The 26,578-nt window shown below is 69.9% G+C and carries 25 protein-coding genes and 1 tRNA gene; 17 read left to right on the top strand and 9 right to left on the bottom strand.

Features of this window, described 5'->3' with window-relative positions:
* Positions 1 to 111: 111 nt before the first annotated feature.
* Positions 112 to 891, bottom strand: a complete 780-nt coding sequence (locus ABNF93_RS02240; RefSeq protein WP_349325791.1) for a dienelactone hydrolase family protein — start codon at positions 889 to 891, stop codon at positions 112 to 114.
* 89 nt (positions 892 to 980) lie between these two features.
* Between ABNF93_RS02240 and ABNF93_RS02235 the strand changes: the two genes are divergently transcribed.
* The 3 genes from ABNF93_RS02235 to ABNF93_RS02225 are packed head-to-tail and all read left to right on the top strand — an operon-like array spanning position 981 to position 3,819.
* Complete coding sequence (locus tag ABNF93_RS02235; protein ID WP_349325790.1) at positions 981 to 2,105, top strand: NAD(P) transhydrogenase subunit alpha; 1,125 nt, start codon at positions 981 to 983, stop codon at positions 2,103 to 2,105.
* Positions 2,106 to 2,129: 24 nt separating this feature from the next.
* Complete coding sequence (locus tag ABNF93_RS02230; protein ID WP_349325789.1) at positions 2,130 to 2,432, top strand: NAD(P) transhydrogenase subunit alpha part 2; 303 nt, start codon at positions 2,130 to 2,132, stop codon at positions 2,430 to 2,432.
* Positions 2,425 to 3,819 (top strand): NAD(P)(+) transhydrogenase (Re/Si-specific) subunit beta, encoded by a 1,395-nt coding sequence (locus tag ABNF93_RS02225; protein WP_349325788.1) that lies wholly within the window; start codon positions 2,425 to 2,427, stop codon positions 3,817 to 3,819. The genes ABNF93_RS02230 and ABNF93_RS02225 overlap by 8 nt, the downstream gene beginning before the upstream one ends.
* Before the next feature lie 262 nt (positions 3,820 to 4,081).
* Here the strand turns inward: ABNF93_RS02225 and ABNF93_RS02220 are convergent, their stop codons facing one another.
* Together ABNF93_RS02220 and upp are read right to left on the bottom strand one after the other, a co-directional pair.
* A complete protein-coding gene (locus ABNF93_RS02220; RefSeq protein WP_349325787.1) occupies positions 4,082 to 5,692 on the bottom strand; it encodes a glycosyltransferase family 2 protein in 1,611 nt (536 codons plus the stop codon).
* A gap of 158 nt (positions 5,693 to 5,850) precedes the next feature.
* Complete coding sequence (gene upp, locus ABNF93_RS02215) at positions 5,851 to 6,492, bottom strand: uracil phosphoribosyltransferase (RefSeq protein WP_349325786.1); 642 nt, start codon at positions 6,490 to 6,492, stop codon at positions 5,851 to 5,853.
* Positions 6,493 to 6,750: 258 nt separating this feature from the next.
* On the opposite strand from upp, the gene ABNF93_RS02210 reads away from it, so the two are divergent.
* From ABNF93_RS02210 to ABNF93_RS02190, 5 genes are all read left to right on the top strand, one after another.
* Positions 6,751 to 6,969 (top strand): hypothetical protein, encoded by a 219-nt coding sequence (locus tag ABNF93_RS02210; RefSeq protein ID WP_349325785.1) that lies wholly within the window; start codon positions 6,751 to 6,753, stop codon positions 6,967 to 6,969.
* A gap of 89 nt (positions 6,970 to 7,058) precedes the next feature.
* Positions 7,059 to 7,550: a tRNA adenosine deaminase-associated protein gene (locus ABNF93_RS02205; protein WP_349325784.1), complete on the top strand. Its 492-nt coding sequence runs from the start codon at positions 7,059 to 7,061 to the stop codon at positions 7,548 to 7,550.
* A gap of 155 nt (positions 7,551 to 7,705) precedes the next feature.
* Positions 7,706 to 8,191 (top strand): tRNA adenosine deaminase-associated protein, encoded by a 486-nt coding sequence (locus ABNF93_RS02200; protein ID WP_349325783.1) that lies wholly within the window; start codon positions 7,706 to 7,708, stop codon positions 8,189 to 8,191.
* Positions 8,192 to 8,232: 41 nt separating this feature from the next.
* Positions 8,233 to 8,673, top strand: a complete 441-nt coding sequence (gene tadA, locus ABNF93_RS02195; RefSeq protein WP_502877518.1) for a tRNA adenosine(34) deaminase TadA — start codon at positions 8,233 to 8,235, stop codon at positions 8,671 to 8,673.
* Positions 8,674 to 8,852: 179 nt separating this feature from the next.
* A tRNA-Ser gene (locus ABNF93_RS02190) sits at positions 8,853 to 8,937 on the top strand.
* 198 nt (positions 8,938 to 9,135) lie between these two features.
* Here ABNF93_RS02190 and ABNF93_RS02185 read toward each other — a convergent pair.
* The gene (locus ABNF93_RS02185) at positions 9,136 to 10,275 is read right to left on the bottom strand and encodes an aminoglycoside phosphotransferase family protein (protein ID WP_349325782.1); all 1,140 of its coding nucleotides are present in this window, start codon (positions 10,273 to 10,275) and stop codon (positions 9,136 to 9,138) included.
* Between the two features lie 322 nt (positions 10,276 to 10,597).
* Here ABNF93_RS02185 and ABNF93_RS02180 point away from each other — a divergent pair, with 322 nt between their 5' ends.
* The 3 genes from ABNF93_RS02180 to ABNF93_RS02170 all read left to right on the top strand — a co-directional run bounded on the left by ABNF93_RS02180 (position 10,598) and on the right by ABNF93_RS02170 (position 14,336).
* Positions 10,598 to 11,590 (top strand): TerC/Alx family metal homeostasis membrane protein, encoded by a 993-nt coding sequence (locus tag ABNF93_RS02180; protein WP_349325781.1) that lies wholly within the window; start codon positions 10,598 to 10,600, stop codon positions 11,588 to 11,590.
* Between the two features lie 264 nt (positions 11,591 to 11,854).
* Positions 11,855 to 12,451 carry a hypothetical protein gene (locus tag ABNF93_RS02175; protein ID WP_349325780.1) on the top strand — a complete coding sequence of 199 codons (597 nt, stop codon included), beginning with the start codon at positions 11,855 to 11,857 and terminating at the stop codon, positions 12,449 to 12,451.
* Between the two features lie 382 nt (positions 12,452 to 12,833).
* Positions 12,834 to 14,336 (top strand): potassium/proton antiporter, encoded by a 1,503-nt coding sequence (locus ABNF93_RS02170; RefSeq protein WP_349325779.1) that lies wholly within the window; start codon positions 12,834 to 12,836, stop codon positions 14,334 to 14,336.
* Between the two features lie 7 nt (positions 14,337 to 14,343).
* On the opposite strand, the gene ABNF93_RS02165 is transcribed toward ABNF93_RS02170, so the two are convergent.
* Positions 14,344 to 14,907, bottom strand: a complete 564-nt coding sequence (locus tag ABNF93_RS02165; RefSeq protein WP_349325778.1) for a LytR C-terminal domain-containing protein — start codon at positions 14,905 to 14,907, stop codon at positions 14,344 to 14,346.
* Between the two features lie 26 nt (positions 14,908 to 14,933).
* Complete coding sequence (locus ABNF93_RS02160; protein WP_349325777.1) at positions 14,934 to 15,230, bottom strand: type II toxin-antitoxin system VapB family antitoxin; 297 nt, start codon at positions 15,228 to 15,230, stop codon at positions 14,934 to 14,936.
* Positions 15,231 to 15,413: 183 nt separating this feature from the next.
* On the opposite strand from ABNF93_RS02160, the gene dhaK reads away from it, so the two are divergent.
* The 3 genes from dhaK to ptsP are packed head-to-tail and all read left to right on the top strand — an operon-like array spanning position 15,414 to position 19,733.
* Positions 15,414 to 16,415: a dihydroxyacetone kinase subunit DhaK gene (gene dhaK, locus ABNF93_RS02155; RefSeq protein ID WP_349325776.1), complete on the top strand. Its 1,002-nt coding sequence runs from the start codon at positions 15,414 to 15,416 to the stop codon at positions 16,413 to 16,415.
* A gap of 34 nt (positions 16,416 to 16,449) precedes the next feature.
* Positions 16,450 to 17,127: a dihydroxyacetone kinase subunit DhaL gene (gene dhaL / locus ABNF93_RS02150; RefSeq protein ID WP_349325775.1), complete on the top strand. Its 678-nt coding sequence runs from the start codon at positions 16,450 to 16,452 to the stop codon at positions 17,125 to 17,127.
* Between the two features lie 32 nt (positions 17,128 to 17,159).
* Positions 17,160 to 19,733 (top strand): phosphoenolpyruvate--protein phosphotransferase, encoded by a 2,574-nt coding sequence (gene ptsP, locus ABNF93_RS02145; RefSeq protein WP_349325774.1) that lies wholly within the window; start codon positions 17,160 to 17,162, stop codon positions 19,731 to 19,733.
* 17 nt (positions 19,734 to 19,750) lie between these two features.
* Here the strand turns inward: ptsP and ABNF93_RS02140 are convergent, their stop codons facing one another.
* Positions 19,751 to 21,034 (bottom strand): PrsW family intramembrane metalloprotease, encoded by a 1,284-nt coding sequence (locus tag ABNF93_RS02140; protein WP_349325773.1) that lies wholly within the window; start codon positions 21,032 to 21,034, stop codon positions 19,751 to 19,753.
* A 255-nt stretch (positions 21,035 to 21,289) separates the two neighbouring features.
* On the opposite strand from ABNF93_RS02140, the gene ABNF93_RS02135 reads away from it, so the two are divergent.
* Positions 21,290 to 21,892, top strand: coding sequence for an AAA family ATPase (locus ABNF93_RS02135; protein WP_349325772.1), 603 nt, complete (start codon positions 21,290 to 21,292; stop codon positions 21,890 to 21,892).
* Between the two features lie 150 nt (positions 21,893 to 22,042).
* A complete protein-coding gene (locus ABNF93_RS02130) occupies positions 22,043 to 23,377 on the top strand; it encodes a lytic transglycosylase domain-containing protein (protein ID WP_349325771.1) in 1,335 nt (444 codons plus the stop codon).
* 280 nt (positions 23,378 to 23,657) lie between these two features.
* On the opposite strand, the gene ABNF93_RS02125 is transcribed toward ABNF93_RS02130, so the two are convergent.
* Together ABNF93_RS02125 and ABNF93_RS02120 are read right to left on the bottom strand one after the other, a co-directional pair.
* Positions 23,658 to 24,317 carry a class I SAM-dependent methyltransferase gene (locus ABNF93_RS02125; RefSeq protein ID WP_349325770.1) on the bottom strand — a complete coding sequence of 220 codons (660 nt, stop codon included), beginning with the start codon at positions 24,315 to 24,317 and terminating at the stop codon, positions 23,658 to 23,660.
* Positions 24,318 to 24,324: 7 nt separating this feature from the next.
* On the bottom strand, positions 24,325 to 25,971 hold the full coding sequence (locus ABNF93_RS02120; protein WP_349325769.1) for an SAM-dependent methyltransferase: 1,647 nt from the start codon (positions 25,969 to 25,971) through the stop codon (positions 24,325 to 24,327).
* 212 nt (positions 25,972 to 26,183) lie between these two features.
* On the opposite strand from ABNF93_RS02120, the gene ABNF93_RS02115 reads away from it, so the two are divergent.
* On the top strand, positions 26,184 to 26,567 hold the full coding sequence (locus tag ABNF93_RS02115; protein WP_349325768.1) for a VOC family protein: 384 nt from the start codon (positions 26,184 to 26,186) through the stop codon (positions 26,565 to 26,567).
* The last annotated feature ends 11 nt before the right edge of the window (positions 26,568 to 26,578 follow it).

Below are 26,578 nucleotides of genomic sequence, written 5' to 3'. Positions count from 1 at the left end.
GGCCTTACGGCCTCACGGCGGGCCGCCGCCGTCATGGCCTGCCGCCGCCGTCGTGATCAGGAAGGAAATTCGGCGTATGGACCCCGAAGATCCTCATGATCACGATCATGATCACGGGTTGGGTGGGGAGTGGGACTCAAGGAACGCGAGCACCCGGCGCCAGGCGTCGGCGCACTCCGCGGCGTAATCGTCGTACGACCGGTCGAAGAAACTGTGCGGCGCGCCGGGATAGATGTGCACGGTGTGCTCGACACCGGAAGTCGCCAACGCCGCGGTGAACTCCTCGACCTTCTCGACCGGGATCCCCTGGTCGGCGCCGCCGAAGAGCCCGAGCACCGGCACCTTCGCCGCCGGCGCCGCGGTGATCGGCGTCGGTCCGCCCTCGACCCGTGGCCGCATTCCGGCATAGAACCCGACGACGCCGGCGAGGTCGTCGTTCGACGCCTGCAGCAACGAGTTGCTGCCGCCGAAACAGAAACCCACGGTGAAGACGGCGCCGACCCGACCACTCTCACGCAGGTGCGCGACGCCCGCCGCGACGTCGGCCGCCACGCCGTCGGGCGTCGTCTGCGCCACGTGTGAACGGAAGTCGAAGTCCTCCTCGCGATGGCCTGTTCCGGCCGTACGCCCGAAGTAGTCGATGGCCACCGCGTCGACGCCGACACCGGCGAAGCGTTCGGCGAGTCGTTCGTAGAACGCGAACAGCCCGCGGACGTCCGGCAGGATCACCACGCCTGCGCGGGTGCGTCCGGCGGGAGCCGAACCTGGCGCCTCGGCCCGAAATGCGGCGAACTGCGTACCGTCGGCGGAGGTGAGGGTGAGAGCGGTCCCCTGAACTCCCGGCCCGCCGCCGGGAGGGTCGGGCGGAACGGCGTCGGCTGCGAAGCACATGGCCTGCCCCTTTGCCTGCTATGAGCGAGAAATGCAAGGTCGACCCGAACCTACCCCGCGCACCCCACCGTGCCGTAGGGTGGCCGCCCGTGAGGATCGCGGTCCTCAGGGAGCGTCGACCCGGCGAACGCCGGGTCGCGTTGCTTCCTGAGCTACTACCCCGTTTGTTACAGGCCGGTGTCGAGGTGGCAGTCGAGCCCGAGGCCGGCGCGGAAGTCGGCGTGCCCGACGAGGCGTATGCCGCTGCCGGTGCCTATGTCGGCGACGACGCGATGGAGGGCGCGGACCTGGTCCTGTCGGTCCAGCCGATCAACCTGGCCACCGCGCGCGCTCTCGCCGAGGGCACCGTCACGGTCTCGTTCCTGCCGCCGACGCAGGAGATGCCGCTCGTCCGCCGCTTGCGCGAACGCCGGCTGACGGCGTTCTCGATGGACCTGATCCCGCGGATCGCGCGGGCGCAGACGATGGATGCACTGTCGTCCCAGTCGATGGTCGCGGGCTACCGCGCGGCAGTCGTCGCGGCCGAACGTCTACCGAGGTTCTTTCCGCTCTTCATGACCGCGGCGGGGACGGTACGCCCGGCGACGGTGCTGGTCCTCGGGGCCGGTGTCGCCGGTCTGCAGGCGATCGCGACCACCCGCCGGCTGGGTGCCGACGTCTCCGCCTACGACGTACGCAAGTCCTCCGCCGAGGAGGTGGCGAGCCTTGGCGCGCGGTTCGTGGACCTCGGTCTGCCGCCGCTGGAAGGCGAAGGCGGCTACGCCCGCGAGATGACCGAGGAACGTTCGACCCGCCAGCGAAAGCTGCTGACCCCGCACATCGCCGCCTCCGACGTTCTCATCACCACGGCCGCCGTGCCGGGCCGGACGGCGCCCCTGCTGGTCACGCCGGAGATGATCGTGGGCATGCGGCCAGGTTCGGTGGTCGTCGACCTGGTGGCCGACCAGGGTGGCAACGTCGCGGGCAGCGTGCCGGGGCAGGAGTTGTCGACGGGCGGCGTGCTCATCTGGGGCGGCCAGAACGTCCCGAGCCAGCTTCCGGTGCCGGCGAGCCAGCTGTACGCACAGAACGTCCTGAACCTCATCCTGCTTCTCGTCCGCGACGGCAGGCTCCACCTCGACTTCGACGACGAGATCCTGGCGGCGAGCTGTGTCACGCACGACGGCGAGGTCAGGCACCGTCACACGCAGGACCTGATCGGGGAGGTGGGCTGATGGCCGACCGGCGAAGGAGGTGCCATGACTGAGGGCATCGCACTGCTGACCATCTTCGTCTTCAGTGCGTTCACCGGGTACGAAGTGATTTCCAAGGTGTCGACCATCCTCCACACCCCCTTGATGTCCGGCGCCAACGCCATCCACGGGGTGATCCTGGTCGGCGCCGTTCTCGTCGCCGGCCGTGCCGACAGTGCCCTGGAGCTCTGGGTGGGCCTGGTCGCGGTGTTCCTCGCCACTCTCAACATGGTGGGCGGTTTCGTGGTGACCGACCGGATGCTGGAGATGTTCCGTACGCAGAAGAGGAGGCGGGACGTCCATGGGTGAAGCCGCGGCCAGCACCCCGACCTGGATCCAGTTGGGTTATCTCGTCGCCGCGGTGTGCTTCATCCTGGCGTTGAAGGCGCTGTCGTCGCCGCGGACCGCGCGGGTCGGCAACCTGATCGGTGCGGCCGGCGCCCTGCTCGCCGTCGTCCTCGTCTTCTTCGTCGCCCCACCGCGCAACCTGCTCGCCGTTCTCGGCGCGATGGTCGTCGGTGCGGCCGTCGGCCTGTTCGCCGCGCGCAAGGTCGTCATGACGGCGATGCCGCAGCTGGTCGCGTCGTTCAACGGTGTCGGTGGCGGCGCCGCCGCACTCGTCGCGCTGCTCGAGATCGGCGAACTCGGGCCGGGCGGTGGGACGCTCACGCGGATCGCGGCAGCGTTCACCGTGCTCGTCGGCGCCCTGAGCCTGTCGGGGTCCGCCGTCACCGTCGGCAAGCTGCAGGACCTGCTCCCGGGCCGGCCGATCGTCGTACCCCGCGTGCAGTGGGTCTACGGCGGGGCGCTGCTGGTCACGGTCGCCGCCGCGGTGGTGGCGGTGGTGGCCGGATCGCCGATCTTCGCGATCGTTCTCGGCGTTCTCGCCCTCGTCCTCGGGGTCCTGCTGGTGCTGCCGGTCGGTGGTGCGGACGTGCCGATCGTCATCTCGCTGCTCAACGCGTGCACCGGCCTTGCCGTCGCCGCGAGTGGATACCTGCTCGGCAACACCCTGCTGCTGGTCGCCGGCACGCTGGTCGGTGCGGCCGGTTCGCTCCTGACCCGGCTGATGGCGCAGGCGATGGGTCGCCGGGTGACCACCATCCTGTTCGGTGCGTTGGGCGGCGGGACCTCCACCCTCGGCGCGACCGACGAGAGCACCCGCCCGGTCAAGTCCGCGGGTGCTGAGGACATCGCGGTGCTCCTCGGCTACGCCCGCCGGGTCATCATCATCCCCGGCTACGGTCTGGCCGTCGCGCAGGCACAGCACGCACTCCGCGAGCTCGCCGACACGCTCACCGCGCGCGGCATCGAGGTCATCTACGCCATCCACCCGGTCGCCGGCCGGATGCCCGGACACATGAACGTCCTGCTCGCCGAGGCCAACGTGCCCTACGACCAGCAGGTCGAGATGGCCCAGGTGAACCCGGAGTTCAGGGCCACCGACGTTGCCCTCGTCGTCGGCGCCAACGACGTCGTGAACCCCGCCGCCCGCAAGGCCTACGGTTCGCCCATCGCTGGCATGCCGATCCTCAACGCCGACGAGGCCAAAGCGGTGGTGTTCCTCAAACGCTCGATGCGGCCCGGGTTCGCCGGCATCGAGAACGAGCTGCTCTACAACCCCAAGACGACGCTGCTCTTCGGCGACGCCAAAGACTCGCTGACCCGGCTCATCGCCGCCGTCGAAGCCGTCTGAACCGCCGTCCCGCCAACCCGCCGTCCCGGCGCGTCGCCGCAACCCGTGTCGCCGGCAACCCGGGTCGCCGGCAAGCTGCCTGGACGGGGGTCCTGTGCGGCGGTAAATGACCACGCTGGGTAGGTCTGTGGTCTCTGGACAGGCGTCGATGCCCCGCCCTGGTGTCGAACGCATGGGCAGCGTGGTCATTTGCGGCGTGCGGGCGCGCAGGAGCAGGCGCGTGCCCGGCCGCCACGGCCGAACGCACGTCGCCGCCAGCGGCTCACTCGGCGGCGGCGCGGTGGGTCGGCGACCGTTGGACCCGGACGCTCAGGCCGCCCAGCGCCGTCCAGTGCGGCTCGACGACCGGACCCTGGTCACCGGTGCCGAGCGTCCGGGCCGGCGCCGGAGCGGTGTGCTGGTAGAGGCTCGGCCGGGTGAGCCGGCGCCAGAACTCCCACCCACAACTCTCGACGCGAACGAAGCAGTCCCAGGTCCCCGCGTCCAACGGCCGACCCAGCCGGCCGGTCCTGACATCCAGCCGCGCCGTGCCCTGCAGGACCAGCTGCTCGGTGTCGTCGGAGACCTCCGGCACCAGATGACACTGGGTCGGGAGCCGGAAGTCGCCCGAGTCCTCGCGGCTCTGCACATAGACGTCGAGCCGGCTGTCGGAGAGCACCTTCGTCACGTCGTACGCATCGATCGGAACCTTGGTCTTCAGCGACACCGGCGGCTCCCACAACAGTCGCCCGTCGACCCGGCGGAAGGTCACCGGCCGCCCGTCGGCGTAGGTCAGTTGGGCGCTGGCCCTGATCACCAGCGCGTTGCCGTCCCAGTCGACACGGTCGAGGGTGGGTACGACGGTGAGTCCGCGCTCGGCCCCCGCCAGCTTCGTGATCTCGGCGTACGCCCCCGCGTGCAGCAGTCGGGCCCGCACCCGGATCGACGGAGGTAGCGCTCGTTCGACGCCGGTGGAGAACCGTTCGGCGGCGAGGTGGCGTACCTCCCGGAACAGTGCGTACGGGCTCTGGCGGACCAGCCGGCCACGCAGCGACCGGCCGCCGTGCAGACCGGGCAGGCCGAACGGTCCGGGGGATCGGGGCGACCCGAGCGGGCCGAGCAGGAGGTCCTGGTAGAAGCGCGCGTAGATCTGGTCGCGCTCGTCGCCGGGGTCGGTGTGGGTGTCGACGAGATCGAGGAGCTGCCGGAGCGACCGGGTGTACGCCGTGGGATCGAGCCGCCGCTGCGGCGGTTGCTCGGACGGGCGGTCCGGCGTACCCCAGTGGCAGCACACGCCGTCGGACAGCACGCCGGTGACCTTGGCGAGGAAGTACGCTTCGGCGACGAACCGCTCATCGGCCAACCAGGCAGGGCCTTCCGCGAACCGCAGTCGGTGTCGGAGCAGGAAACCGGTCCGGAACAGCTTGTGCGGCGTCATCAGCCGGAAGAGGTCGCCGGCGAGGATGTCCGCGTTGTCCCGCGACTCGAGGAACACTGCCCTCGGCACCTCGTTGGCGCCGTATCCGACGACCTTCCCCACGACGATGTCGGCGCTGCTGCGGATCGCCATGGCGTACATGCGTTCCAGGGCAGGCGAAGCCAGCCGATCATGTGCGGTGAGGAAGTAGAGGTACTCACCGCTCGCGACCTCGATGCCGACGTTGCGGGGACGCCCGGGACCGCCCGTGTGCGCGGCGTGGATCACCCGGATGTGCGGATGCTTCTCCGCCAGGGTGTCGAGGCGCTGGAGAGTGCCGTCGGCGGAGCCGGTGTCGATGAAGAGCACTTCGTACTCGCCGGCCGAAAGTGACTGACCGAGCAGGGATGCCAGGCAGGAGTCGAGTCGGGGTCCCGGGTTGTACACCGGAACGATGACGCTGACCTTCACTCCCATGGGTGCACCCCCATGGTGGGAGCATCGTCAGATTCCCGGACTCACAAACCTCAGCCGCGCGCCGGGCCCGCCTCACCGCCGCCCCGCCCACCTAGCCAGCGCGCCCGCGTACCCGCGTACCCGCCTCACCCGCGCACGCCCAACCGCAGCGCCCGCAGTCAGTCGACGACGCCGTACAGCCGGTCGCCCGCGTCTCCCAGCCCTGGAACGATGAAGCCCTTCTCGTTCAGATGGTCGTCCAGCCCGGCGGTCACCACCGTGACGGGAATCCCGATCCGCTCCAGCTGGGCCTCGAGGTGGGCGATCCCCTCGGGCGCGGCGAGCAGGCAGACGGCGGTGATCTCGTCGGCACCGCGGGCGACCAGGAACCCGATCGCGTCGGCCAGGGTGCCGCCGGTGGCGAGCATCGGATCGAGGACGTAACACTGCCGACCGGACAGGTCCTCCGGAATCCGTTGGGCGTACGTCGACGCCTTCAGGGTGCGCTCATCGCGGATCATGCCGAGAAAGCCCACCTCGGCCGTCGGCAGCAGCCGGACCATTCCCTCGAGCATGCCGAGCCCCGCCCGCAGGATGGGTACGACCAAAGGCTTGGGTGCGGCGAGCTTGCGCCCCTGTGCGGCGGCGACCGGCGTCTGCACGGTGACGGGTTCGGTCCGGACTTCCCGGGTCGCTTCGTACGCCAGCAACGTCACCAGCTCGTCGGTCAGCTGTCGGAAGGTCGGCGAGTCCGTTGCGGCATTGCGCAGGACCGTCAGCTTGTGGGCGACGAGGGGATGGTCGGCCACGTGGATCCGCATCGGCAGGCACCTCGAAGCGATCGACGACAGGGAGTGTGTAAAGCCGGCTGGCATGGGGTACGCACGACCGGATGTGGCCCCGCGCGGGCGTTGATCCGGAGAGGACGCGGAGCCACCTTAGTAGGGTCAGCGCGATCTGGCAGTAGCGTCAGCGCGATCTGGAAGCGCGTTCGACGGCGTTCGACCAGCGCGTTCGACGGGGGTGTTCAGAACCGGGGGGTTGGCAGGCGATCCATTCCGGCACCGGGAGTCGACCTCATGGCGAAGACCCAGCGACGTGGGACACCACGGGGCGAGCGATCATCCACCCGCGAACCGTCCCAGCCGGACAACCAGAGCGAACGCCTCCGGCGGCGCGCCGCGTTCCTCCGTGACCTGGCCGAGGCCAGGGAACTGCGGGCCCGGATCCGGCCCAGGCGCACCCGGCTCGCCCGGCTCCGCGACGCCCTCCGGCGCTCCACGTACCGCACCTCCTGAGCGGTCTGCCGCCGAACCGCGGCAATTGGGCGGAAAATCCTGGAGAAAAATGCGGTGCATTCTCCGCTGGGTCTGCCACGATCTCCCTTATGGCCGAGGAGAGCAGCACAACGGTCGACTTCGCTGTTGTGGTCTACCTCGAGGAGGGCTGCTGGCGGGCAACGTCGCTCGCCACATGGGCAGCGCGTGACCTCGACACCCTGGTACGCACCCTGCGCCAGCATCCGGGCGACCGGGGATGCCTCGGGCTGGTCTCGGTCGATGACGACTTCTTCGTCCTGGTACGCGTCGATGGGGTGGATGTGAGGTACCTCCTCTCGGATGTCACCGCCGCCACCGAGTGGCCGCTCGCCCGGGCCGTCCTCGACGAACTCGCGCTTCCGGTGCCCGATGACGACGACGACCGTGCCCAGCCGGCCGGCGACCTGACCATCGTCGCCGACCTCGGCATGGCCGCCATGGAGATGGGCGCTCTGTGCGACGACTTCGACCTGTACCCCGACGAGATGCTCGCCAAGATCGCCGAGCGGCTCGGCTGCGGCGTGGCGTTCCACCAGGTGCTGGACACGGCGATCAGTTAGGCGTGTGACGGCTACCCCTGGGGTACGACGCAACAAATCCCGACTCGACGATGTTCTGACCCAAGAGAGTTCTGAGCCCGAAGAGTTCTGACCCCGAAGAGTGCTCTGGCCGAGGGTTCTGGCCCACGAGATCTGTGACGAAGGAATGGTGCGCGGTGTCCTACTTCGCGGCGGCGTTCGCCCGTAGAGGTGGCGACTGGTTGGCGACGGAGATCGACCTCGACGACGCCGAAGGCGTCGACGGTGTGGCCGAAGCGGCGGCCGAGGTCGATGCCGACGACGGGATCGTGGTCGTCCTGGTGGAGGAAGAGGAGTGGTTCGGCGTCGTACGTGTCGAACCCGACGAAGATCCGCGAGTGTTCGTGTCCGACGGCGCCGAGGCCGGCCGTACGCCCGTCGGCGGGACACTCGTGAGTGAGATCGCGGCCGACTATCTCGACGACGACGAGGTGCCGGTGAGCGGCAGGGGCGTGGCGCTGCCCGCGGAGCCGCTGGGTGAGGCGGGACTCCTCGACGATCTGGGCGCCTCCGCCGAGACACTCAACCGGCTGGCCGGCGCGACCAGCACGACGCCTGCCGACGCCGTGGCCGAGATCGCCGAGCGGATCGGGTTCGTCGACGTCCTCGAGACAGTCCGCTGACACACAGCTCGGCCAGTCGGCCGGAGGCGTGGGACGACGCGATGCGCGTCGCCCTCGGCGAGGCGCGACTGGCGGAGTCGGCTGGTGACGTCCCCGTCGGCTGCGTGGTCGTCGATGCCGATGGGCAGGTCCTCGGCCGTGGCCACAACGCGCGGGAGGCCACCGCCGACCCGACTGCCCATGCCGAGGTCCTCGCGATCCGGCAGGCGGCGGCGGCGCGGGGTGGGTGGCGGCTCGACGGCTGCACGTTGGTCGTCACGCTCGAGCCGTGCACGATGTGTGCGGGCGCGGTGGTTCTCGCCCGGGTGGACAGGCTGGTGTTCGGCGCGTACGACGAGAAGGCCGGAGCGGTCAGTTCGCTCTGGGACGTCGTACGCGACCGGCGACTCAACCACCGGCCCGACGTCGTGAGTGGGGTCCTCGCCGACGAGTGCGCAGGCCTGCTGCGTGACTTCTTCACCGCCCAGCGTCGCCCTCGCTGATCCCATGGGACCGCGCGATACGCGTCCAGGAGAACGGCGTACTGATGAGGAGCGCCCTCATCCAACCCGGCGTCGCGTGAGGGTCCGTCCGAGGCCGCCTCGCCCGGGTGCCGGCGCTGGCGCAGGCTGGTACGGAACGCGGCAGGCGGCGACACGGCACGGTCCGATAACCTACCCGCGGTGGCGTGTCCGAGCGGCCTATGGAGCACGCCTCGAAAGCGTGTGAGGGGCAACCCTCCGCGGGTTCAAATCCCGCCGCCACCGCGCCGATGAGCAAGCGAAATGCCCGGCAGCCTCTACGGAGGTGCCGGGCATTTCGCCGTCTGATCTCAGTTTCGGTCGCAGTTGACCCTCGGCCTGGGGTTCCGACCACCGGTACGCCGGTCGAGCGGCGGAGTGAGTGGATCCGGGAAGATCCCCATCGCACTGTCGCCAGGCGGTAGCGCCCGCGGCCTCCTGGGCTCAGGTGCGCGGGGCGTACGCCGGATAGTTGGCGAGATCCACGTCGGCATCCGGCCATCGCTTGCGCAAGTGTCGCGCTACCTCGCGAACCCATCCGGTGAGGTGCGGAAGGCAGCGGTGACGCTCGGCCGTGCTCGCTGCCAACTCGAGTGTGAAGACCCTCTGGACGCGGCTGCTGTCCCCCGGGGGGCGGGCGTCGATGCGGTCGAACCCGCCGAGCCGCTCGAGCGCCATCAGGTGGCAGGAGGCCGCCATGCCGAACCCGAACGCGCTGTCGTCGGCCGCTTCCGGAACGCCACTGGCAAGCGCGGCGCGGTACTCGTCCTCGAGCCCGGTGGCTGCCGGGTCACCGACCGTGATCCACATCGGTCCTGGCACCGCCAGACTGGCGGCGTCGGTGAGAGCGTGCCGGAAGCCGGCGAACTCGAAGTCGGTGAGACGCCCGTCGTCCCCGTCGACCAGGAAGTTGTTGGAACCCGCGTCACCGTTGGAGAAGGCAAGGAACGGCCCCGGCTCGGCGAGTACGGCATGGACGCTCGCCAGCTCCTGCTCCGCCCGGTGCGGCATCGTGACGCCAAGCCCCTCGATCCGTCGGCGGGTCTGCGTCCATCGCTGGCCCATGAAGCGCAGCCGTTCGACCTGCGGATCGACCGGCCCGTACGTGCGACGTCTGGCGTAATAGATCTCCGCGTGTCCTGCGGTAGCCGCGTGCAGCTGGCCCATGGTCCGCGCGAAGGACACCAGGCCGGTCTTCGCGCCGGCCGCGCCGTACCGGCGAATCTGATCGGCGAGCGGAACACGCGGGAACAGGTCCTCGAGCACCAGGACGCCCGTCGTCAGGTCGGATGCCACCAGCCGTGGCACCAGATCGACGCCGAGTTCGGCGAGGAACCCCAGTGCCGCGCGTTCAGTGCACACCTGCGCCGGGTCGGTACGGAACTCGCTGGGATCCTCCCGCAGCCACTTCACGATCACCGATCCAGGTAGGAGGGCTGAGGTAGACAACTGCGAAGGCGGCTCGGCGAGGTGGCAACGCGCGACCGACCAGGGCGCCAACTGCTCGGAGCGGGCAATGGTCACGGTCGTGTGGAACGCCTCCGACAACAGCGTCTGCACCGCGGACAGGGCAGGGCTCGGCACAGGTTGGTGTCCTTGCTCGGGTTTTGGCGCGGATCTGGCCCGGCCAGTGTGCAACGGAAAGAGGCAGAGAACGAGTCTTGCTTTCGTTACGAGGCGCATGATCACGCTCGCCGCCGCACCCTGGCACCAGGGAAAGAGGACTGGGCCGGGTCAGGACCTTGGCCCCTCCCCTGCGGTTCATGGCCGCGGGCACCTTGGGCAATGAGGGGAGTACTTCCTAAGGTCCGCCTCGGTCAGGACGGACACTTGCTGGTGTCCTCGGGGTGATGACGCCCTCAGCGGGTGAAGGAGACCTCGAACGCAACCGTTCGAGGGGACTCCTGTGCTTGCTCAAGCTGCCTCGTCGGAGTCGATTGGTACGCCCTTGTTGTGGGCGGCCAGCATTGCCGTACTCCTCATCTTGGTCGCCGCTGACTTCCTGGTGACCCGCCGCCCGCACGAGGTGTCGCTGCGCGAGGCCGTCGGCTGGTCGGTGTTCTATCTCTCCCTGCCGCTGGTGTTCGGCGTGGCACTCTGGGCGGTATTCGGCGGTGCTCAGGCGCTGGAGTTCGTCACGGGCTTCGTGGTGGAGAAGTCCCTGTCGGTGGACAACCTTTTCGTGTTCATGCTCTTGCTGGCCGGCTTCGCGGTACCGGCCGAACTGCAGCAGCGCGTGCTGCTCTTCGGCATCGTCGGCGCACTGGTGCTGCGTGGCATCTTCATCGCGGCCGGTGCCGCGCTGCTGCAAGCCGGCACCTGGGCATTCCTGGTGTTTGGGGCGATCCTGTTCGTCACCGCCGTCAAGATCCTGCACGATGCCGCAGCCGGGTCGAACTTCGACCGTGACGTGTCACAGATGCGCTCGGTGCGACTCCTCCGGCGGTTGATGCCGGTCACCGACGGCTACCGCGGCACCCGGCTGACGGTCCGCGAGGATGGTCGGCGTGCCCTGACCCCGTTGACGGTCGTGGTCGTCGCTGTGTTCGCCACCGACGTGGTCTTCGCCGTCGACTCTGTCCCAGCCGTCTACGGCATCACCCAAGACCCGTACCTGGTGTTCACCACCAACGCATTCGCCCTGCTCGGCCTGCGCGCCCTGTACTTCGTGCTGCACACCGCACTGGGCAAACTCACCCACCTCAACTACGGGCTGGGGATCATTCTCGCGTTCATCGGCGTCAAGCTGGTCCTGCACTGGGCTCACGGGATCTGGCCCGCCGTGCCCCAGATCCCCACCCCGCTCTCCCTCGCCGTCATCGTGCTGATCCTGGCGGTCGTCACGCTGACCAGCCTGCGCGCCCGCAGCGGCGCTGAACAAACCACACCCGGGAGCTGATCATGCTCACCGACATCCTCATCGAAATTGTCATGACCGTACTCGTCCTGGCCTCAGTGCTGATCACCTGTGCCGCGCTGCTGGACGCCCGTCCACCCCGAGGACCAGATCGGCCGCCTGGCCGTCGTCGGCGGTCTCGCGCGCTACGCAGGTCCGCACAGGCGACACACTCGGTTTCGTCAGGCCCTGCATGGGGGACGGCATCCAGGAGGCGTAACAGCGTCGGCCGGCTGCTCCCGGCGGGGACGGTGGAGCGGGGGAAGCGTGGAACGCGGCACTGACCTTGTTATCACGGTCCGCTGCGCCGACGCCGACGCCGCCGGCCAAGCACTCAGCCTGCTCCGGGAGTGTGATGCTGCTGGGCAGATCGAGCTGAGGGGCGGGATCGTGATCGAACGCGCCCCGGACGACAGACTGCAGATGCCCGCTGACCCCCACATGGTCGCTGGCGTCGCGACCGGCGGTGGGAGCCTCATCGGCATGCTGATGGACATTCTCGGCGGACCGCTGGGAATGTTGCTGGGGTGGCGTGGAGCGGCCGTGATCGCCGCCGCCGTGGATCTACGAATGGCCGAGAGAACGGGCGAGCTGGGTGGGCTCGCCGCGCTGAGTGTCTCGTCCCGCATCGGTAAGGCGGTCGTCCTGGCCGACATCACCGAGTTCGACCCCGAGATCATCGACTCCGAGATGGCCAAGGTGGGTGGCACAGTGATCCGTCGCCCGGCCGACCTGGTGCTGGCAGAGCTTGCCGCGGCCGAGGACGCGGCGAAGGCAGCCGAGTTGGAAGCGGTGCGTGTCCTGCGCCAGCAGCACATCGCCGAACGCAGAAAAGGTGGTGGCGATCGCGACACGTTCGACTGAGGGAACGCCAGCCACAGCTCCCACCTGATCCACACAGCCTTGAAAGCACTGTCCGGTCGGCCGGACGCTCGTCCACCTCCCGGTCTGGGCAGGGCGCCAACAGCGACACGGGTCGTCAGCCTGTCCAACCACGCCTGACTGCGACACGTAGGCACCCGTTAGGCTTAGCCGGACAGGTTGGGGTCGTCAGCTGTGGACGGTCCGGGCGTGGGCTCGCAGACCTCGAAAGCGTGTGAGGGGCAACCCTCCGAGGGCTCAAGTCCCGCCGCCACCGCCTGATGGGGCCCTGGACACGATCACCTGGTCATGTCCGGGCCCTCGTCGTATCCGGCGGCCATCCGTCGGGGGATGGCAAGGTGGTGGGTGGGGGGATAGGCACAAGGTGACAGTCGCCGAGCTGGACCAGTTCCTGTTGTACGGCACTGTCGTACTGCTCCTGGGTGTCCTGGCCGTGCGGTTCGCCGTACGGTTCGGCCTTCCCAGCCTGTTGATCTACCTCGCGATGGGCGTCGCGCTCGGCGAGTCCGGGCTCGGCATCCACTTCGACGACGCCCAGCTCGCGCACGCCCTCGGATTCGCGGCACTGGTGATCATCCTCACCGAAGGTGGACTCACTACGCGCTGGTCCGATGTCCGGCCAGCGATGATTCCGGGTGTCGTCCTGGCGACAGTCGGCGTCGGCCTGAGCGTCGGTGTCGTCGCAGTCGCCGTCCATGTGCTGCTCGGGCTCGACTGGCAGTTGGCGTTCCTGCTGGGGGCCATCACGTCGCCGACCGACGCGGCCGCCGTCTTCTCGGTCCTGCGGCGGGTGCCGCTGCCACGCCGGCTCGCCGGCATCCTGGAAGCCGAGTCCGGCCTGAACGACGCACCCACGGTTCTCATCGTGACGACCCTCAGCTCGGCGTCGCTCGGCAGTCAGAACCCGGGTCTGGTCTCGCTCACGATCCTCGGCGAGTTGCTCCTGGGTGCCGCACTTGGATGCCTGGTGGGGTTTGGTGGCGCGTGGATCCTGCGCCGGGTCGCGCTGGGGGCGTCCGGGCTGTATCCACTCGCCATCGTGTCCTTCGCCGTCTTGGCGTACGCCAGCGCCTCGGCCGTGCACGGCAGCGGATTCGCGGCCGTGTACGTCGCGTCGCTGATCCTCGGCAACTCCGAGCTGCCGCACCGACCGGCCGTGCGTTCGTTCATCGAAGGACTTGCCTGGCTGGCGCAGGTCGGACTGTTCGTGATGCTGGGTCTGCTGGCCTGGCCGTCGCGGCTCGGACTCTCCGAGGTCGTCGCCGGGCTGGTCGCCGGCGTGGTGCTCACGTTCCTCGCCCGGCCGGTGTCGGTCGTGCTGTCACTGCTGCCGTTCCGGATTCCTGCCACCGAACACCTGTTCCTGTCGTGGGCAGGCCTGCGCGGCGCCGTCCCCATCGTTCTCGCGACCATCCCGATGGCGGCCGGCCTGGAGGGCGCGGACAGGCTTTTCGACATGGTCTTCGTCCTCGTGGTCGCCTTCACGCTCGTGCAGGCGCCGACACTGCCGGTCGTGGCGAGGCTGCTCCGGATCCACGGTGAGGACGAGGTACGCGACCTCGACATCGAGGCGGCGCCGCTGGAACGCGTCGAGGCCGACCTGCTGCAGGTCCGGATCTTCCCCGCGTCGCGCCTCGCCGGAGTCGAGGTCGGCGAGATCCGCCTGCCCCGGGGCGCCTCGGTCGCCCTCATCGTCCGCGAGGGACGCAGCATGGTGCCCACGCAGACGACCGTGCTGCGCGAGGCTGACGACGTTCTGGTTGTCACGCCACGCCGGTTGCGCGAGGCGACCGAACGACGGCTCCGGGCGGTCAGTCGCGGGGGCCGGCTCGCAGACTGGCTCGGCCGGAGCCGCGGGCAGGCCTAGCCCAGGCCTAGCCCCCCAGGGCCATCGGCGTGGGCGTCATCGTCACGCAGACGGGCACCCGGGTGTCGACCTCCATGGCCTTCGGGGCCTTGGAGACCAGCCCGGCGTACTCGCTCCCGAGGATCACGTCGACCGAGGTGTCGGTGCGCTCATCGCCACGCCGGGTCTCGCCGGAGAGCTGCTCGCCGACCAGCAGAACCTCGGGCGCGTCCTTGTGCCGACCACGGACCTCGACGGTCTTGACCTTGGCGTCGTACGGAGAGTTGCCCACCTTCGCGATCGTGAATCCGCGCTGGCGGAGCAGGTCGGCCGTGCGATCGGCCAGGCCGCTGATCTTGCCGGCGTTGTAGACGTTCAACGTGACGGTCTGCGCGCTGATCCGCTGCTTCTCCTCGGGCTTCGGTGTCGAGCAGACCTGGGTGGGACTGGGCGCGGGTGCGACGTTGAGTACGGAGTCCCAGCCGTACCACGCGGCGCTGGACAACAGGCCCAGGAGGACGAGCAGGGTGAAGGGTCCACGAATCCGTCGACGGCGCCTGCGCCGGATCTCCATCGTGTCGTAGGGCGTCATCTCGGACCTTTCCCCGTGCAGCGTGCTCAGCCTTCGAGTCGGAGCACGCGGGCGTGGAGCACCATCCGCTGGTGCAGAGCCGCGCGGAGCGCCCGGTGCAGTCCGTCTTCAAGATAAAGCTCTTGGCGGTATTCGACCACGTGCGCGAAGAGATCGCCGTAATAGGTGGAATCTTCTGCCAACAATGTGTCGAGATCAAGGGTGCGTTTGGTCGTGACCAGCTGGTCGAGCCTGATCGGGCGGGGTGGGAGCTGAGCCCAGTCGCGTTGGGTCGCTCCGTGATCGGGGTAGGGGCGACCGTCGCCGACTCGCTTGAAGATCACGCCTCGGCAGTGTAGTAGGCAGCGCTGGGTGGCCGATTGGAGACGCTGGGCGCCCATTTTCGAAACAATGACAATTCCACCAGTTCCCCACGATCTGGTGAGGCGCCCGTGTGGCATGGCGGCGCTGAGCAAAACGTCGATGCGATGATCGGGTACGCCGTCGTGCCGCGGGATGGAGTGAGGATGAAGAAGATCATCAACGATCCGTCGACCGTCGTCGAGGAGTCCCTGGCCGGTCTGGCCGCCGCCCATGCCGACCTGCTCCGGGTGGAGTTCGATCCGACATTCGTCGTACGAACGGACGCGCCGAGACCGGGCAAGGTCGGTGTCGTGTCCGGCGGCGGCAGCGGGCACGAACCCCTGCACGGCGGGTTCGTCGGGCGGGGCATGCTCGACGCGGCCTGCCCGGGCCCGGTCTTCACCTCGCCGACACCGGATCCGATCCTCGCGGCCACCCGGGCGGTGGACGGCGGTGCGGGCGTACTCCACATCGTGAAGAACTACACCGGCGACGTCCTGAACTTCGAGACCGCCGCAGAGTTGGCCGCGGCCGAGGACATCACCGTCGAGGCGGTCGTGATCGACGACGACGTCGCCGTCAAGGACAGCCTCTACACGGCGGGACGCCGTGGCGTCGGCGGTACGGTGCTCGCCGAGAGGATCGTCGGAGCCGCCGCCGAACGCGGTGACGACCTGACGTCCGTCGCCGCGCTCTGCCGGCGGGTCAACGCCCACGTTCGCAGCATGGGCATGGCCCTCACGTCGTGCACCGTTCCGCATGCCGGCAAGCCGACGTTCGAGCTGGGCGAGCAGGAGATGGAGATCGGGATCGGCATCCACGGCGAGCCCGGCCGTGAGCGGCTGCCGCTGGAGCCCGCCGACGCCATCGTCGACCGTCTCCTCTCGCCGGTCGTGGCAGACCTGCCGTTCGGTTCCGGCGACGGGGTGTTGCTCTTCGTGAACGGCATGGGCGGTACGCCGTTGATGGAGCTCTACCTCGCCTACGGTCACGCGGAGAAGCTCCTGGCCGCGCAGGGGATCAGGGTCGAACGCCGGCTGGTCGGCAACTACATCACCTCCCTGGAGATGCAGGGCATGTCGATCACGTTGCTGAAGCTCGACGAGGAGATGGTCGAGCTCTGGGACGCGCCCGTCCACACGCCGGCGTTGCGGTGGGGCGTCTGAACGCGGGACGGGTACGCGGCGAGAGGATGAGGACGTGGCCGTGACGACGCAGCACCTCGTGACCTTCGTGACCGCGTACGCCGAGGTGATCGCGGCCAACCGGGCGTACCTCATCGATCTCGACGCCGCCATCGGGGACGCCGACCACGGCGAGAACCTCGACCGTGGGATGAAGGCGGCGATGGCGGAACTCGCCGACGCGCCGGACGAGGTCGCGCCGGCCGAGGTGCTGCGCAGGGTCGCCACGGCGCTGGTGTCCAAGGTGGGCGGGGCGGCCGGGCCGCTCTACGGCACCGCGTTCCTCCGGGCCTCCGGTGCGCTCCGTGGCAAGCCCGCACTCGACGCTCCCGATGTCGTGGCGGCGATCGAGGCCGGCCTCGGCGGGGTGGTCGCCCGAGGCAAGGCGGTGGCCGGCGACAAGACGATGGTCGACGCCTGGGAGCCGGCGGCGCGGGCGGCCGAGCAGGCGGTGTCGGCGGGAACACCGCTCGCCGGGGCGCTGGCCGCCGCAGCCGACGCCGCTGAGGAGGGGATGCGGGCCACCATTCCGTTGGTGGCCCGCAAGGGCCGCGCCAGTTACCTCGGCGAACGCAGTGCGGGACACCAGGATCCGGGCGCGACGTCGACCGCGATGCTGTTCCGGGCGATGGCCGACGTCGCCGCCCGTGGGACGGGCGGTAGGGGACCGGCAGAGCCCGCGGGCCAGGCCTAGAGGTGCCCGGTGGATCGCCGCGCTCCACTGCCATGACCGTCGGACTCGTTCTCGTCGCGCACGTGGCCGAGCTGGCTGTGGGCGTACGTACCCTCGCCGCGCAGATGGCGCCCGAGGTCCCGATCGGCGCCGCGGGAGGTACGGACGAGGGTGGGGTCGGCACGAGCTTCGCCAAGGTGGAGGCGGCCGTCAGCGACGTCCTGGCAGACGCGGCCGGCGTCAGCGGCGTGGTCGTGCTCTACGACCTCGGCAGCGCCCAGATGACTGCCGACATGGTGCGGGACACGCTCGACCCATCGCAGGCGGACCTGGTGCGGGTCGTCGACGCGCCCCTGGTCGAAGGTGCTCTCGCGGCCGCGACGACGGCCGCTGGCGGTGGCACGCTCGACCAGGTGGTCGAGGCCGCAACGGCCGCCGGTACGCATGCGGCCGGTACGCAGGGGGCCGGTACGCAGGCGGGCGGTACGCAGGGGGCCGGTACGCAGGCAGCCGGCATCCAGGGGCCCGGGGAGGAAGAGCCATCCGGTCCGTACGAGGAGACGGCTCAGGTCACGGCGACCGCCGTCCTGCGCAATCCCGCGGGCCTTCACGCCCGGCCGGCGGCAGACCTGGCACGGCTCGCCAGCAGGTATGCGGAGTCGGCGACGGTCACGGTCGGACGGATCGGCCAGCCCGGCGTCGATGCCCGCAGCGTCCTCGGCGTCGTCGCCCAGGGTCTGCGGATCGGTGACGAGATCGGGCTCGTCGCCACCGGGCCGAGGGCGCAGGCCGCGATCGAAGCCATCCTCGAGATGGTCGCCGACGGTTTCGGCGAACTCGAGACGTCGTCACCATCGGCCGCTCAGCAGGCCGCCTCGACGCCGACCGCTCAGCCGGCGGAGGCGCCGCCGGCCGCTCAGCAGGCCGAGGCGACGTCTGCACCACCGGTCCCGCCAGGAGCGGGACGCGGCGAGCCCGCGGTCCGCAGCTCCGTTGCCGGCGTCCTTCGCGGGGTCCCGGCATCGCCTGGAACCGCCGTCGGACCGGTGCGGCACCTTCATCGCGGCGAACCGGTACTTCCGGAGCCCGACGACACCAGGCTGCCCGACCCCCGCCGCGAGCGTGCCCGTCTCGAAGCAGCACTCGACCGAGCCGACGCCGACCTCGCCACCCGTGCCCGCACTGTCGGCAGTGGACCGGCTGCCGACATCGCCGCCGCTCACCGGGCGATGCTGGCCGACCCCACGCTGCGGGCAACGGCACTGGATCGGGTCGACGCCGGAACACCGGCCGAGCACGCCTGGTGGCAGAGCGTCCAGGAGGCGGGGGAGTTGCTGGCCGGCGGCACGTCGTACGTCGCCGAGCGCGCGGCCGACGTCGACGACATCGGCCGCGCCGTCCTCGCCGCACTGGGCGTCGACCTGCCCCACGTCGCACCGGACGACATAGCGGGCGCGGTGCTCGTCTCCGCCGACCTACTGCCGTCCGACGTCCCGACGCTGGCCGATGCCCGTGTCGCGGGAATCGCTCTCGCCGGGGGCGGCATGACCGCCCACGCCAGCATCATCGCCCGTGGCCTCGAGCTTCCACTGGTGGTCGGGCTCGGCCCACCGATCCTCGAACTCGCCGACGGCACCACCCTGATCCTGGACGCCCAGGCCGGGAGCGTGCACGTCAACCCCTCACCGGCAGCGCGGGAGGCATCGCTCGTACAGGCCCGCCAACGCAGCGACGCACGCGACGACGCGCGCGCGATGTCGGTGCGTACGTCCATCTGGTACGCCGGCCGGCGGGTACGCGTCAGCGCCAACATCGCCAGCGCCGCCGAGGCACGCGCCGCCGTGGCGGAGGGTGCCGACGGCGTGGGCCTGCTCCGGACCGAACTCATGTATGTCGACAGGCCCAGGTTGCCCGACGAGGACGCGCAGGTGGCCGAGATCACCGAGATCCTGCGGGCACTGGGTGACCTACCGGTCGTCGTACGCACCCTCGACGTCGGCGGCGACAAGCTCCTGCCCGCCCTCGCTCTCGACCCGATCCGCCACGGACCGCTCGGCGAGCGCGGGCTCCGCCATGGCCTTCGCCACCCGGAGATCCTGCGTACGCAGGTGCGGGCCATTCTCCGCGCGGCCTACGAAGGGACCGGCGAGCTCTCGGTGATGGCGCCGATGGTGACGGTGCCGGAGGAGGCGCGGGCGTTCCGGCAGCTGGTCGACGACGCGGGCGACGCGCTGGCTGCCGAAGGCCGTGCGTACTCCCGTCCTGCCCGGGTGGGTGTCATGGTCGAGGTGCCGGCGGCCGCGCTCGCGGCGGCTGAGATGTGCGCGGAGGTCGACTTCGTGAGTGTGGGGAGCAACGATCTTGCGCAGTACCTCCTGGCGGCGGACCGGACCAACGCCGCGGTCGGTCACCTCTACCGGCAGGACCACCCGGCCGTGTGGCGGGTGATCGAGCTGCTGGTGGCCGACGCCCGGCAGGCGGGATGCGAGCTCGCGGTGTGCGGGGAGTTGGCGGGCCAACCGGCGGCCGCCGGTCGCCTGGTCGCGCTCGGCGTGGACGAGCTGTCCATGACCCCCGCCTCGATCCCCGCCGTCAAGGAAGCCTTGCACCGGGCGTACGGCGGATGACGTAGACCGTTCGGCCGTCAGCCGTACGAGCGGATCGGCCTGACGCTGCTGCTGGCGGTGGCCAGCGCCTGCGGATGGCCGGTGGAGAGGTTGTGCCGTGCGGCGAGCAGGGCGGTGACGAGTTCGCCGTGCCACTGCGCGCCGTCTCGACCGACCGCACCGCGGGCTATCCGGTCGGCGAAGAATGCGAGCTCCGTCACCGCCGTCTGGTAGTCGCGGACCGCGTTGGCCGCATCCCCACCCCATCGCGCCTTGACCGCCCTACGCCAGCCACGCCGTCCGGACAGGCTGGCCAGCAGGCGTACCTCGTCGGGCCAGACCCACCCGGCCGCGACGAAGCCTGGAAGCTGTGTCGCCACGATCCGGCGTTCGCGCTTGCGTTGCCAGATCACGATGATGGCCAGGCCGATGAAGATCGGCACCATGACGACCACGTAGAACGCGAGGAAACCCGCCCCGCTGAAGAGGAATGCCGAGCCGTTCCACAGCGCGTGCAGGAAGACCGCCGCGAGGTAGCCGAGGACGGGCAGGAGGAACCTCGCCGGGTTCGTACTCCGCGCCATCGCCCCGACCGCGAGGCCCGTCATGGCGGTGAACATCGGATGGGCGAACGGCGAGAGTACGCAGCGGAGACCGAACAGCACCAGGCCGCCCTGCAGGCCGTCCTCGGAGAACGCGGTACCGAGATAGAGGATGTTCTCGGTGAAGGCGAATCCGACGCCGACGAGTCCCGCGTAGACGATGCCGTCCACGATCCCGTCGAACTCTCTCCGCTTCGCCAGCACCAGGATCAGCAGGAAGAGCCCCTTGAAGCCCTCCTCCACGACGGGCGCGGTGACGATGCCGCCGAGGGCGTCACCCGCTTCGACTCCGGTGACGGCCACCCAGGCGAGGTCGAGGACGAAGCTGCTGATCAGCGCGGCCACCGTGGACACGCCGGCGCCCCACAGGAACGCGGTGAGCAGCAGCCGGCCGGGCTCGGGTTCCCACCGGTCGAGCCACAGGAACACGCCCACGACCGGGAGTACCGGGAGCAACGCGAAGAACGTGCCCAGCGCGGTGGGGACGGGGCCTGCCCCGAAGACGGTGAGGCCGAGAAGCGGAAGGATCAGCGCGGCCATGAGGACGAGCAGGATGACCGGCGGATACACCCTGCGGCGCTGGCTTACGGCCCACGGTCGATGGTGCGGCGCCGCCATGCCGGGTCCCCACGGCTCGGCGCCCTGGCCAGGAGCCGGGCCGTAACCAGGAGCCGGGCCGTGACCGGGTGGCGTGCCGTGACCGGGTGGCGGGACAGTCATGCGGACAGAGCCTAGGGGGTCCGTTGTGGATCGTGACCGGCCACCGCATCGGCGAAGATCAACGGTGTCGACACGGACTGCGCCGCCGGACGTGGCCGGATCGGGCGGCGCTGGTCACCTGCCATGTGGGGCCCGCGGGTGCGTCTCCCGGATCAGATACCTCACGTAGGCAAGCATGTACGTACGGTGAGTCGTGCTGGCCAAGCTCAGCCGGGCTCTCGTGAGAAGGGGCCCTCTCGCGGTACCGTCAGCCAGGTGATCGTCGTAACAGCTGCTCTGAAGGGCGGGGTGGGCAAGACCACCACCTCCGTCTACCTCGCGGCGCTCGCGACCTCCAACCGCCGCGCCGCCATCCTCGTCGACGCGGATCCGCAGGCCAGCGCGGCGGAATGGATCGAGCACGCGGGCGACGAACGCTTCGAGCGGATCACCGTTGTCGAGGCGCCGACCGATCGGCTGCTCACCCGGGCGCTCAACAAAGCTGAACCCGACGATGTCGTCATCGTCGACACCCCTCCCGCGCACGAACGCCTCACCGCGAAGGCCGTCGGCCGCGCTGACGTCGTGGTCGTTCCCACCAGGGTGGGCGGTATCGAGATGCCGAGGGTCGAGGCCCTGATGGAGATCGTGCCCAACGGCACGCCCGCCGGCCTCGTGATCTGCTCCGCCCGGACCTTCACCCGAAGCTACCGCGACGCGCTCGACGTGTGGTCGGAGGCGAAGGTGCCGGTCTGGGGCACCGCGCCGGAACGCGTCGCCATCACCGCGGGACCCACCGGCCCGCTCAGCTTCGACGGGCTCGAGGCCTACCGCAAAGTCTGGCGCCGCGCCCAGGCCGCCGCTCGCGCCGCCGCCTGACCCGCTGGCCGGTCCAGCACCGGACCTGTCCGACCGAGCCCGGACGGATCACCTGAACACCGCAGGCAGCGCCGGTAGCGTGACGCGGCGACGATCATTTCAGGTGATCGACCTGCGACCATGCCGTCGAGTCCGGTACGGGTGAGAGTGATGGGCAGACACGACAGCCGGCCGCGGGTCCTTCCCGCACTCGCGCGAGTGATGTGCCTCATGGTGGTCGCGGTGGTCGGACTTGCCGGGACCGTCGCCTGGGCGCCCCGCACGATGCTCGGCGGTCCGCCGGGCCCGAGCGCGCACAAGTCCTCCGAGAAGACCCCGTTCGGTTCGACCGCCCCACCGATCACGCCGGAAGAGGCGGAAGAGGCTGCCGAGGCCGCGCTCAACGACAAGGTGGACGGTGCACCAGGGGCCGGTTCGCGGGTCCTGGGAATTCCTTCGCCGGTGCTCGCCGCCTATCGCCGGGCGGCCACGACCCTGGCCCGTACGGACCCTGGCTGCCATCTGCAGTGGTGGATCCTCGCCGGCATCGGCAAGGTCGAGTCCAACCACGCCCGCGGCGGGCGGGTGGACGCGAAGGGACGTACGAACGGCGAGATCCTCGGCCCCAGGCTGGACGGATCGCTCGCGAACACCGCCGTCATCCGCGACTCCGACGACGGCCGGCTGGACCGGGATTCGGCGTACGACCGGGCGGTCGGCCCGATGCAGTTCCTGCCGACTACGTGGCGCACGTGGGCTACGGACGGCAACGACGACGGCGTGCGGGACCCGCACAACATCTACGACGCGACCCTGGCCGCGGGTCGCTACCTGTGTGCCGGCTCGGCCGACCTGTCGACTCCCTCCGGGCTCTCCCGGGCGATCCTGCGCTACAACCCGTCCGGGGCGTACCTGCGTTCGGTCCTGGGTTGGGCCGCGTCCTACCGGGACGGCGGGCGAGCGGTGCCGGCGCAGAACGGCCCGGTGGGCTCGGGACCGGAACCGCCGCGACGCGGGTCGTTGCCGAACGTTCCGGGCATGCCAGGTCCCATCCGCGACCTCCCACCCAACGATTCGCCGTCGGGCAGTCCGCCACCTGGGTCGAGTACGCCGCCGCCGCAGAGTCCGTCGGCTCCGGATACCCCCACCACTGGGCCGAGCGGTCCGAAGCCGACTCCGCCGCCGGACCCTCCCGATGACCCGGACCCGCCGAAGGACCCGGACCCGCCGAAGGACCCGGACCCGCCGGAAGACCCGAAGCCGACGGAGGATCCGGACCCGAAACCGACAAACTCGACGCCCTCTCCGGAGCCGACGGACCCGTCGCCCACGCCGACCGATCCTTCGCCGACGTGCCCGGCGCCGACCGAGCCGACGCCCTCGCCGACGCCGACGCTGTCCCCGTCGCCCACGCCGACGGGCACACCCACACCGTCGCCGACCTGCCCCGAACCCGAGCCGACCAACGCGACGCCGACCGCTTCACCCGCGCCCAACCCCGCATAGCCATCGGCACATCCGGAGGAAGGGACGGCGGCGCTGGTCCTCGCCAGCGAGGTCGTCGACCGATAGCTGTCTGGTGCGGAGCGGGGGCGTGCTCGTCGGGATGCTCGTGGGCGTGACCTTCCAGGCGAGCAGGTTCACGCCGACCCGCTGCAAATGACCACGCTGAGTGGGTCTGCGGTATCTGGACAGGTGTCGGCACCTGTTCCAGGTGCTGAAGACCCACTCAGCGTGGTCATTTGCGGGACCTGGCCCGGGCGCGAGGTCCTTCGGGGCGACCGGCTCATAGAGCGCAGACCAGGTTTCCGCCAAGTTTCCCTTCTTGGGAAAGGATTCGGAAGCCGTGTTGTTCGAGTTCGGCCCGGAGTGCCTCAGGCCGGAGATGCCTGCGATGCGGCATCCCGTTGTGGAGAACGATTCCGGTCGACGGGTCGTACGAGCAGTCGTCCTCGTACACCCGATCGGGGTCGTACATCGCCGTCGAGATCAGGTAATGACCGTTGCGGTCCAATGCGGATCGTACGGCTGCGAAGAGCCTCGAACGATCGCCGGTTGTGACGATGCTCTGCAGACAGAAGCCGTCGACGACCAGGGCGTAGGAGGCCTGGAAGGTCGTCTGACAGACATCGCGTACCTCGAAGTCGATTGTCAGTCCGCTTTCCGCGGCGAACCGGCGCGCCATGGTGATCGCGGTCGGAATCAGATCGACGGCATGAACCCGGAACCCCGCAGCAGCAAGTACGGATGCGGCCCGCCCTGTGCCGCATCCATACTCCAGTACGCGGGCGCCGGAAGGGACCTCGAGCCTGGAGAGGGCAGTTTCCAGGAACGCCCGGTGCGGAAACCCATCGTCGTTGAACAGGTCGTTCCACTCCGACTTGCCTTCACGTGCAAGCCGTTCGTACGCCGCCTGGTGTTCGGCGTAGTAGTACTCGCCAGCCATCGTGTTATCACCTGACCGCTCGTTGTCGGGAACGGCGGAGCAGAGTGGTGACCTCCTGCCGGTTGTGGGGGAGATGCCTGGTGGCGAGGACGTCGTACGCCTCGGCCAGGGCGGCATGCGCGCTGGCGATACCGGGTCCAGGACGGGTGGACGGCAGCTTGATCGTCATGATCGCGTAGCCACCTGGACGCAGCTGCTCGGCGACCGCGCACATCAGCTGCGCGGAGTCGACCGGATCGAGGTTGGTGTCGTTGACGAGCACGCCGACGCGGGTGCCGCCGAGGTCGAGCGTCTCCGCCCGCGCCCGCAGATGGACGACCCGCGGATGGGCGGCGACCTGCGGATGGAGGTTGCCCGGATCGACCGCGTAGACGGTGAGACCGCGCTCGGCCAGCAGGTACGACCATCCGCCCGGCGCCGCGCCGAGGTCCATCGCCCGACCACCAGCCGGCAACGGTACGCCGAAGACGTCGAGTGCCTCGGCCAGCTTGTGCTCCGCGCGTGAGATCAACGTCGCCTGGCTCGCCCGCCGGCGGTGCTGGTCGGCGTAGGGCGGGTGGGTGAGGCCGAGCAGCGCGCGGCCACCTTCGAGGTAGACCGAGACGATCTGCTCCGGTGCGGCGAGGTCGATCGGCAAGCTCTGCGCGTCAAAAAGCGCTGTGCCCACGCGGATCTCGACGTCGCGGGTGGTGTAGGCCGTGACCGGATGGCGGCCGCCGATGCTGTCCCGCCCCTTGCGGCACTCGACCGCGAAGCTCCGGCCTGACGTGAGCGGCAGCCTCCGCGCGGCGACGACGATGAGGTCGACGTCCCCCACTCCACCGGCCAGCACCACCTCGAGGTCGACCGGGACGATGCTGTGCGCGAACGTCACCGGCTCCGCCCGCGCGGCCCGCACCAGGTCGTGTCCGGGCTTTCCGGCCCGCAGCTCCGTCGTGTCGTCGTGGAGCTGGGACACCTTGGTCACGCCGGGATCGACCTGCCGCAGCTCGGCGATGTTCGTACGCACGAACCGCGGGTAGCCGCTCACCACGTACGTCGGCCGGTCGCCCGGATCCGCCCACGCGTGCATCATGTGCATCGCATACTGCTGCGCGGCCGGGTCGGACAGCTGAGCCCTGAGGCCGATGTCCACCTGGTCGATCCGGAAGTGTGCCGCCGCCCAGTTCCACGTGGCATCCTCGTCCAGGTCCAACAGGCGGTAGTCGCTCATGGCCCGGACCAGTGCGCGGCGACGGTCCCAGCGCTCGTCCCCGCCCACCTGGACCCGCATCGTCGGCGTATGGCCCATGCTCTGGTAGAACTCCGCCCCGTCCAACGGGTCGTGCGACATCAGGCGCACCTGCCCCCGCTCGTGAGCCGCCGCCGCACCCGCGTGCACCAGATCGGCGACCACGGGGTACGCATCGACGTGCGGGCTCACCACGACGTCGTAGTAGGTCATCCGGTTGGGGTGTGGCGTACCGAGGAAGATCCCCACCACACCCTCGCGGTCCTCCGCGCACCACACCGACTCGGCGTTCTTCTGGACGAGCGACCAGTAGTGGTGGAAGTCGCGACCGTTGCGGTTCATCGCGCCCGGTGCCGCGGCTTCGAGCAACTCCAGGCCAGCGCTGAGCGGACCGGCCTCGCGTACGCCGGAGATCCGGTACATGTGGCCTCATGGTTCACCCAGCGCTCGCCCGCGGGCAACCAGGTTTTGCCCGACGACCGGCGTCCGGTTCCGCGAGCATGGCACCCGGAACCCTGCGCGTGAGGTCGCCCCCGGCCGCTGGGGCCCCGGAGAATTCACCGTACGGACGATAGCCGTGGTCCACCGACACGGGCAGTGGGCGAGAACGTCCCTGCGGACGAAAGGATCAGCGAATGCCGGCACACGACGACGATCAGCCCACGTCCCTGGGTGCGCTCAGCCACGGTCAGCTGGGCTACCTGCAGATCCCGGCGACCGACGTCGCCCGCGCGGGAGCCTTCTACGCCAGGGTTTTCGGCTGGCAGGTCGAGCATCCCCATCCCAGCTTCGAGGCGCCCGGCCTGATCGGCCAGTGGGTGACCGGCCGGGCGCCGGGAGTCGATTCGGGCCTCGTCGCGTGGATCAATGTCGATCACATCGACACCACCCTCGACGTCGTACGCACGAGTGGCGGCGACGTACTCGGGCCGCCCGAGCCGGACGGGCAACGGTGGATCGCCACCATCCGCGACCCGGAGGGCAACGTCCTGGGAGTCGTCCAGCACGGGCCTCGCTGATCCCGGCCCGC

It is taken from the genome of Actinopolymorpha sp. B9G3 (assembly GCF_040120725.1).
Taxonomy (GTDB): Bacteria; Actinomycetota; Actinomycetes; order Propionibacteriales; family Actinopolymorphaceae; genus Thermasporomyces.
Note: the sequence above shows the minus strand (reverse complement) of the source record. Positions and strands in the feature narration are given on the sequence as shown.

Excerpts from the sequence above, each read along its gene's own strand:
- ptsP (WP_349325774.1), top strand. The coding sequence starts at position 17,160 with ATGACCGTCGGACTCGTTCTCGTCGCGCACGTGGCCGAGCTGGCTGTG.
- ABNF93_RS02230 (WP_349325789.1), top strand. The coding sequence starts at position 2,130 with ATGACTGAGGGCATCGCACTGCTGACCATCTTCGTCTTCAGTGCGTTC.
- ABNF93_RS02205 (WP_349325784.1), top strand. The coding sequence starts at position 7,059 with ATGGCCGAGGAGAGCAGCACAACGGTCGACTTCGCTGTTGTGGTCTAC.
- ABNF93_RS02210 (WP_349325785.1), top strand. The coding sequence starts at position 6,751 with ATGGCGAAGACCCAGCGACGTGGGACACCACGGGGCGAGCGATCATCC.
- ABNF93_RS02140 (WP_349325773.1), bottom strand. The coding sequence starts at position 21,034 with ATGACTGTCCCGCCACCCGGTCACGGCACGCCACCCGGTCACGGCCCG.
- ABNF93_RS02225 (WP_349325788.1), top strand. The coding sequence starts at position 2,425 with ATGGGTGAAGCCGCGGCCAGCACCCCGACCTGGATCCAGTTGGGTTAT.
- ABNF93_RS02240 (WP_349325791.1), bottom strand. The coding sequence starts at position 891 with ATGTGCTTCGCAGCCGACGCCGTTCCGCCCGACCCTCCCGGCGGCGGG.
- ABNF93_RS02130 (WP_349325771.1), top strand. The coding sequence starts at position 22,043 with ATGGGCAGACACGACAGCCGGCCGCGGGTCCTTCCCGCACTCGCGCGA.
- ABNF93_RS02165 (WP_349325778.1), bottom strand. The coding sequence starts at position 14,907 with ATGACGCCCTACGACACGATGGAGATCCGGCGCAGGCGCCGTCGACGG.
- ABNF93_RS02115 (WP_349325768.1), top strand. The coding sequence starts at position 26,184 with ATGCCGGCACACGACGACGATCAGCCCACGTCCCTGGGTGCGCTCAGC.
- dhaK (WP_349325776.1), top strand. The coding sequence starts at position 15,414 with ATGAAGAAGATCATCAACGATCCGTCGACCGTCGTCGAGGAGTCCCTG.
- ABNF93_RS02120 (WP_349325769.1), bottom strand. The coding sequence starts at position 25,971 with ATGTACCGGATCTCCGGCGTACGCGAGGCCGGTCCGCTCAGCGCTGGC.
- ABNF93_RS02220 (WP_349325787.1), bottom strand. The coding sequence starts at position 5,692 with ATGGGAGTGAAGGTCAGCGTCATCGTTCCGGTGTACAACCCGGGACCC.
- ABNF93_RS02125 (WP_349325770.1), bottom strand. The coding sequence starts at position 24,317 with ATGGCTGGCGAGTACTACTACGCCGAACACCAGGCGGCGTACGAACGG.
- tadA (WP_502877518.1), top strand. The coding sequence starts at position 8,233 with ATGCGCGTCGCCCTCGGCGAGGCGCGACTGGCGGAGTCGGCTGGTGAC.
- upp (WP_349325786.1), bottom strand. The coding sequence starts at position 6,492 with ATGCGGATCCACGTGGCCGACCATCCCCTCGTCGCCCACAAGCTGACG.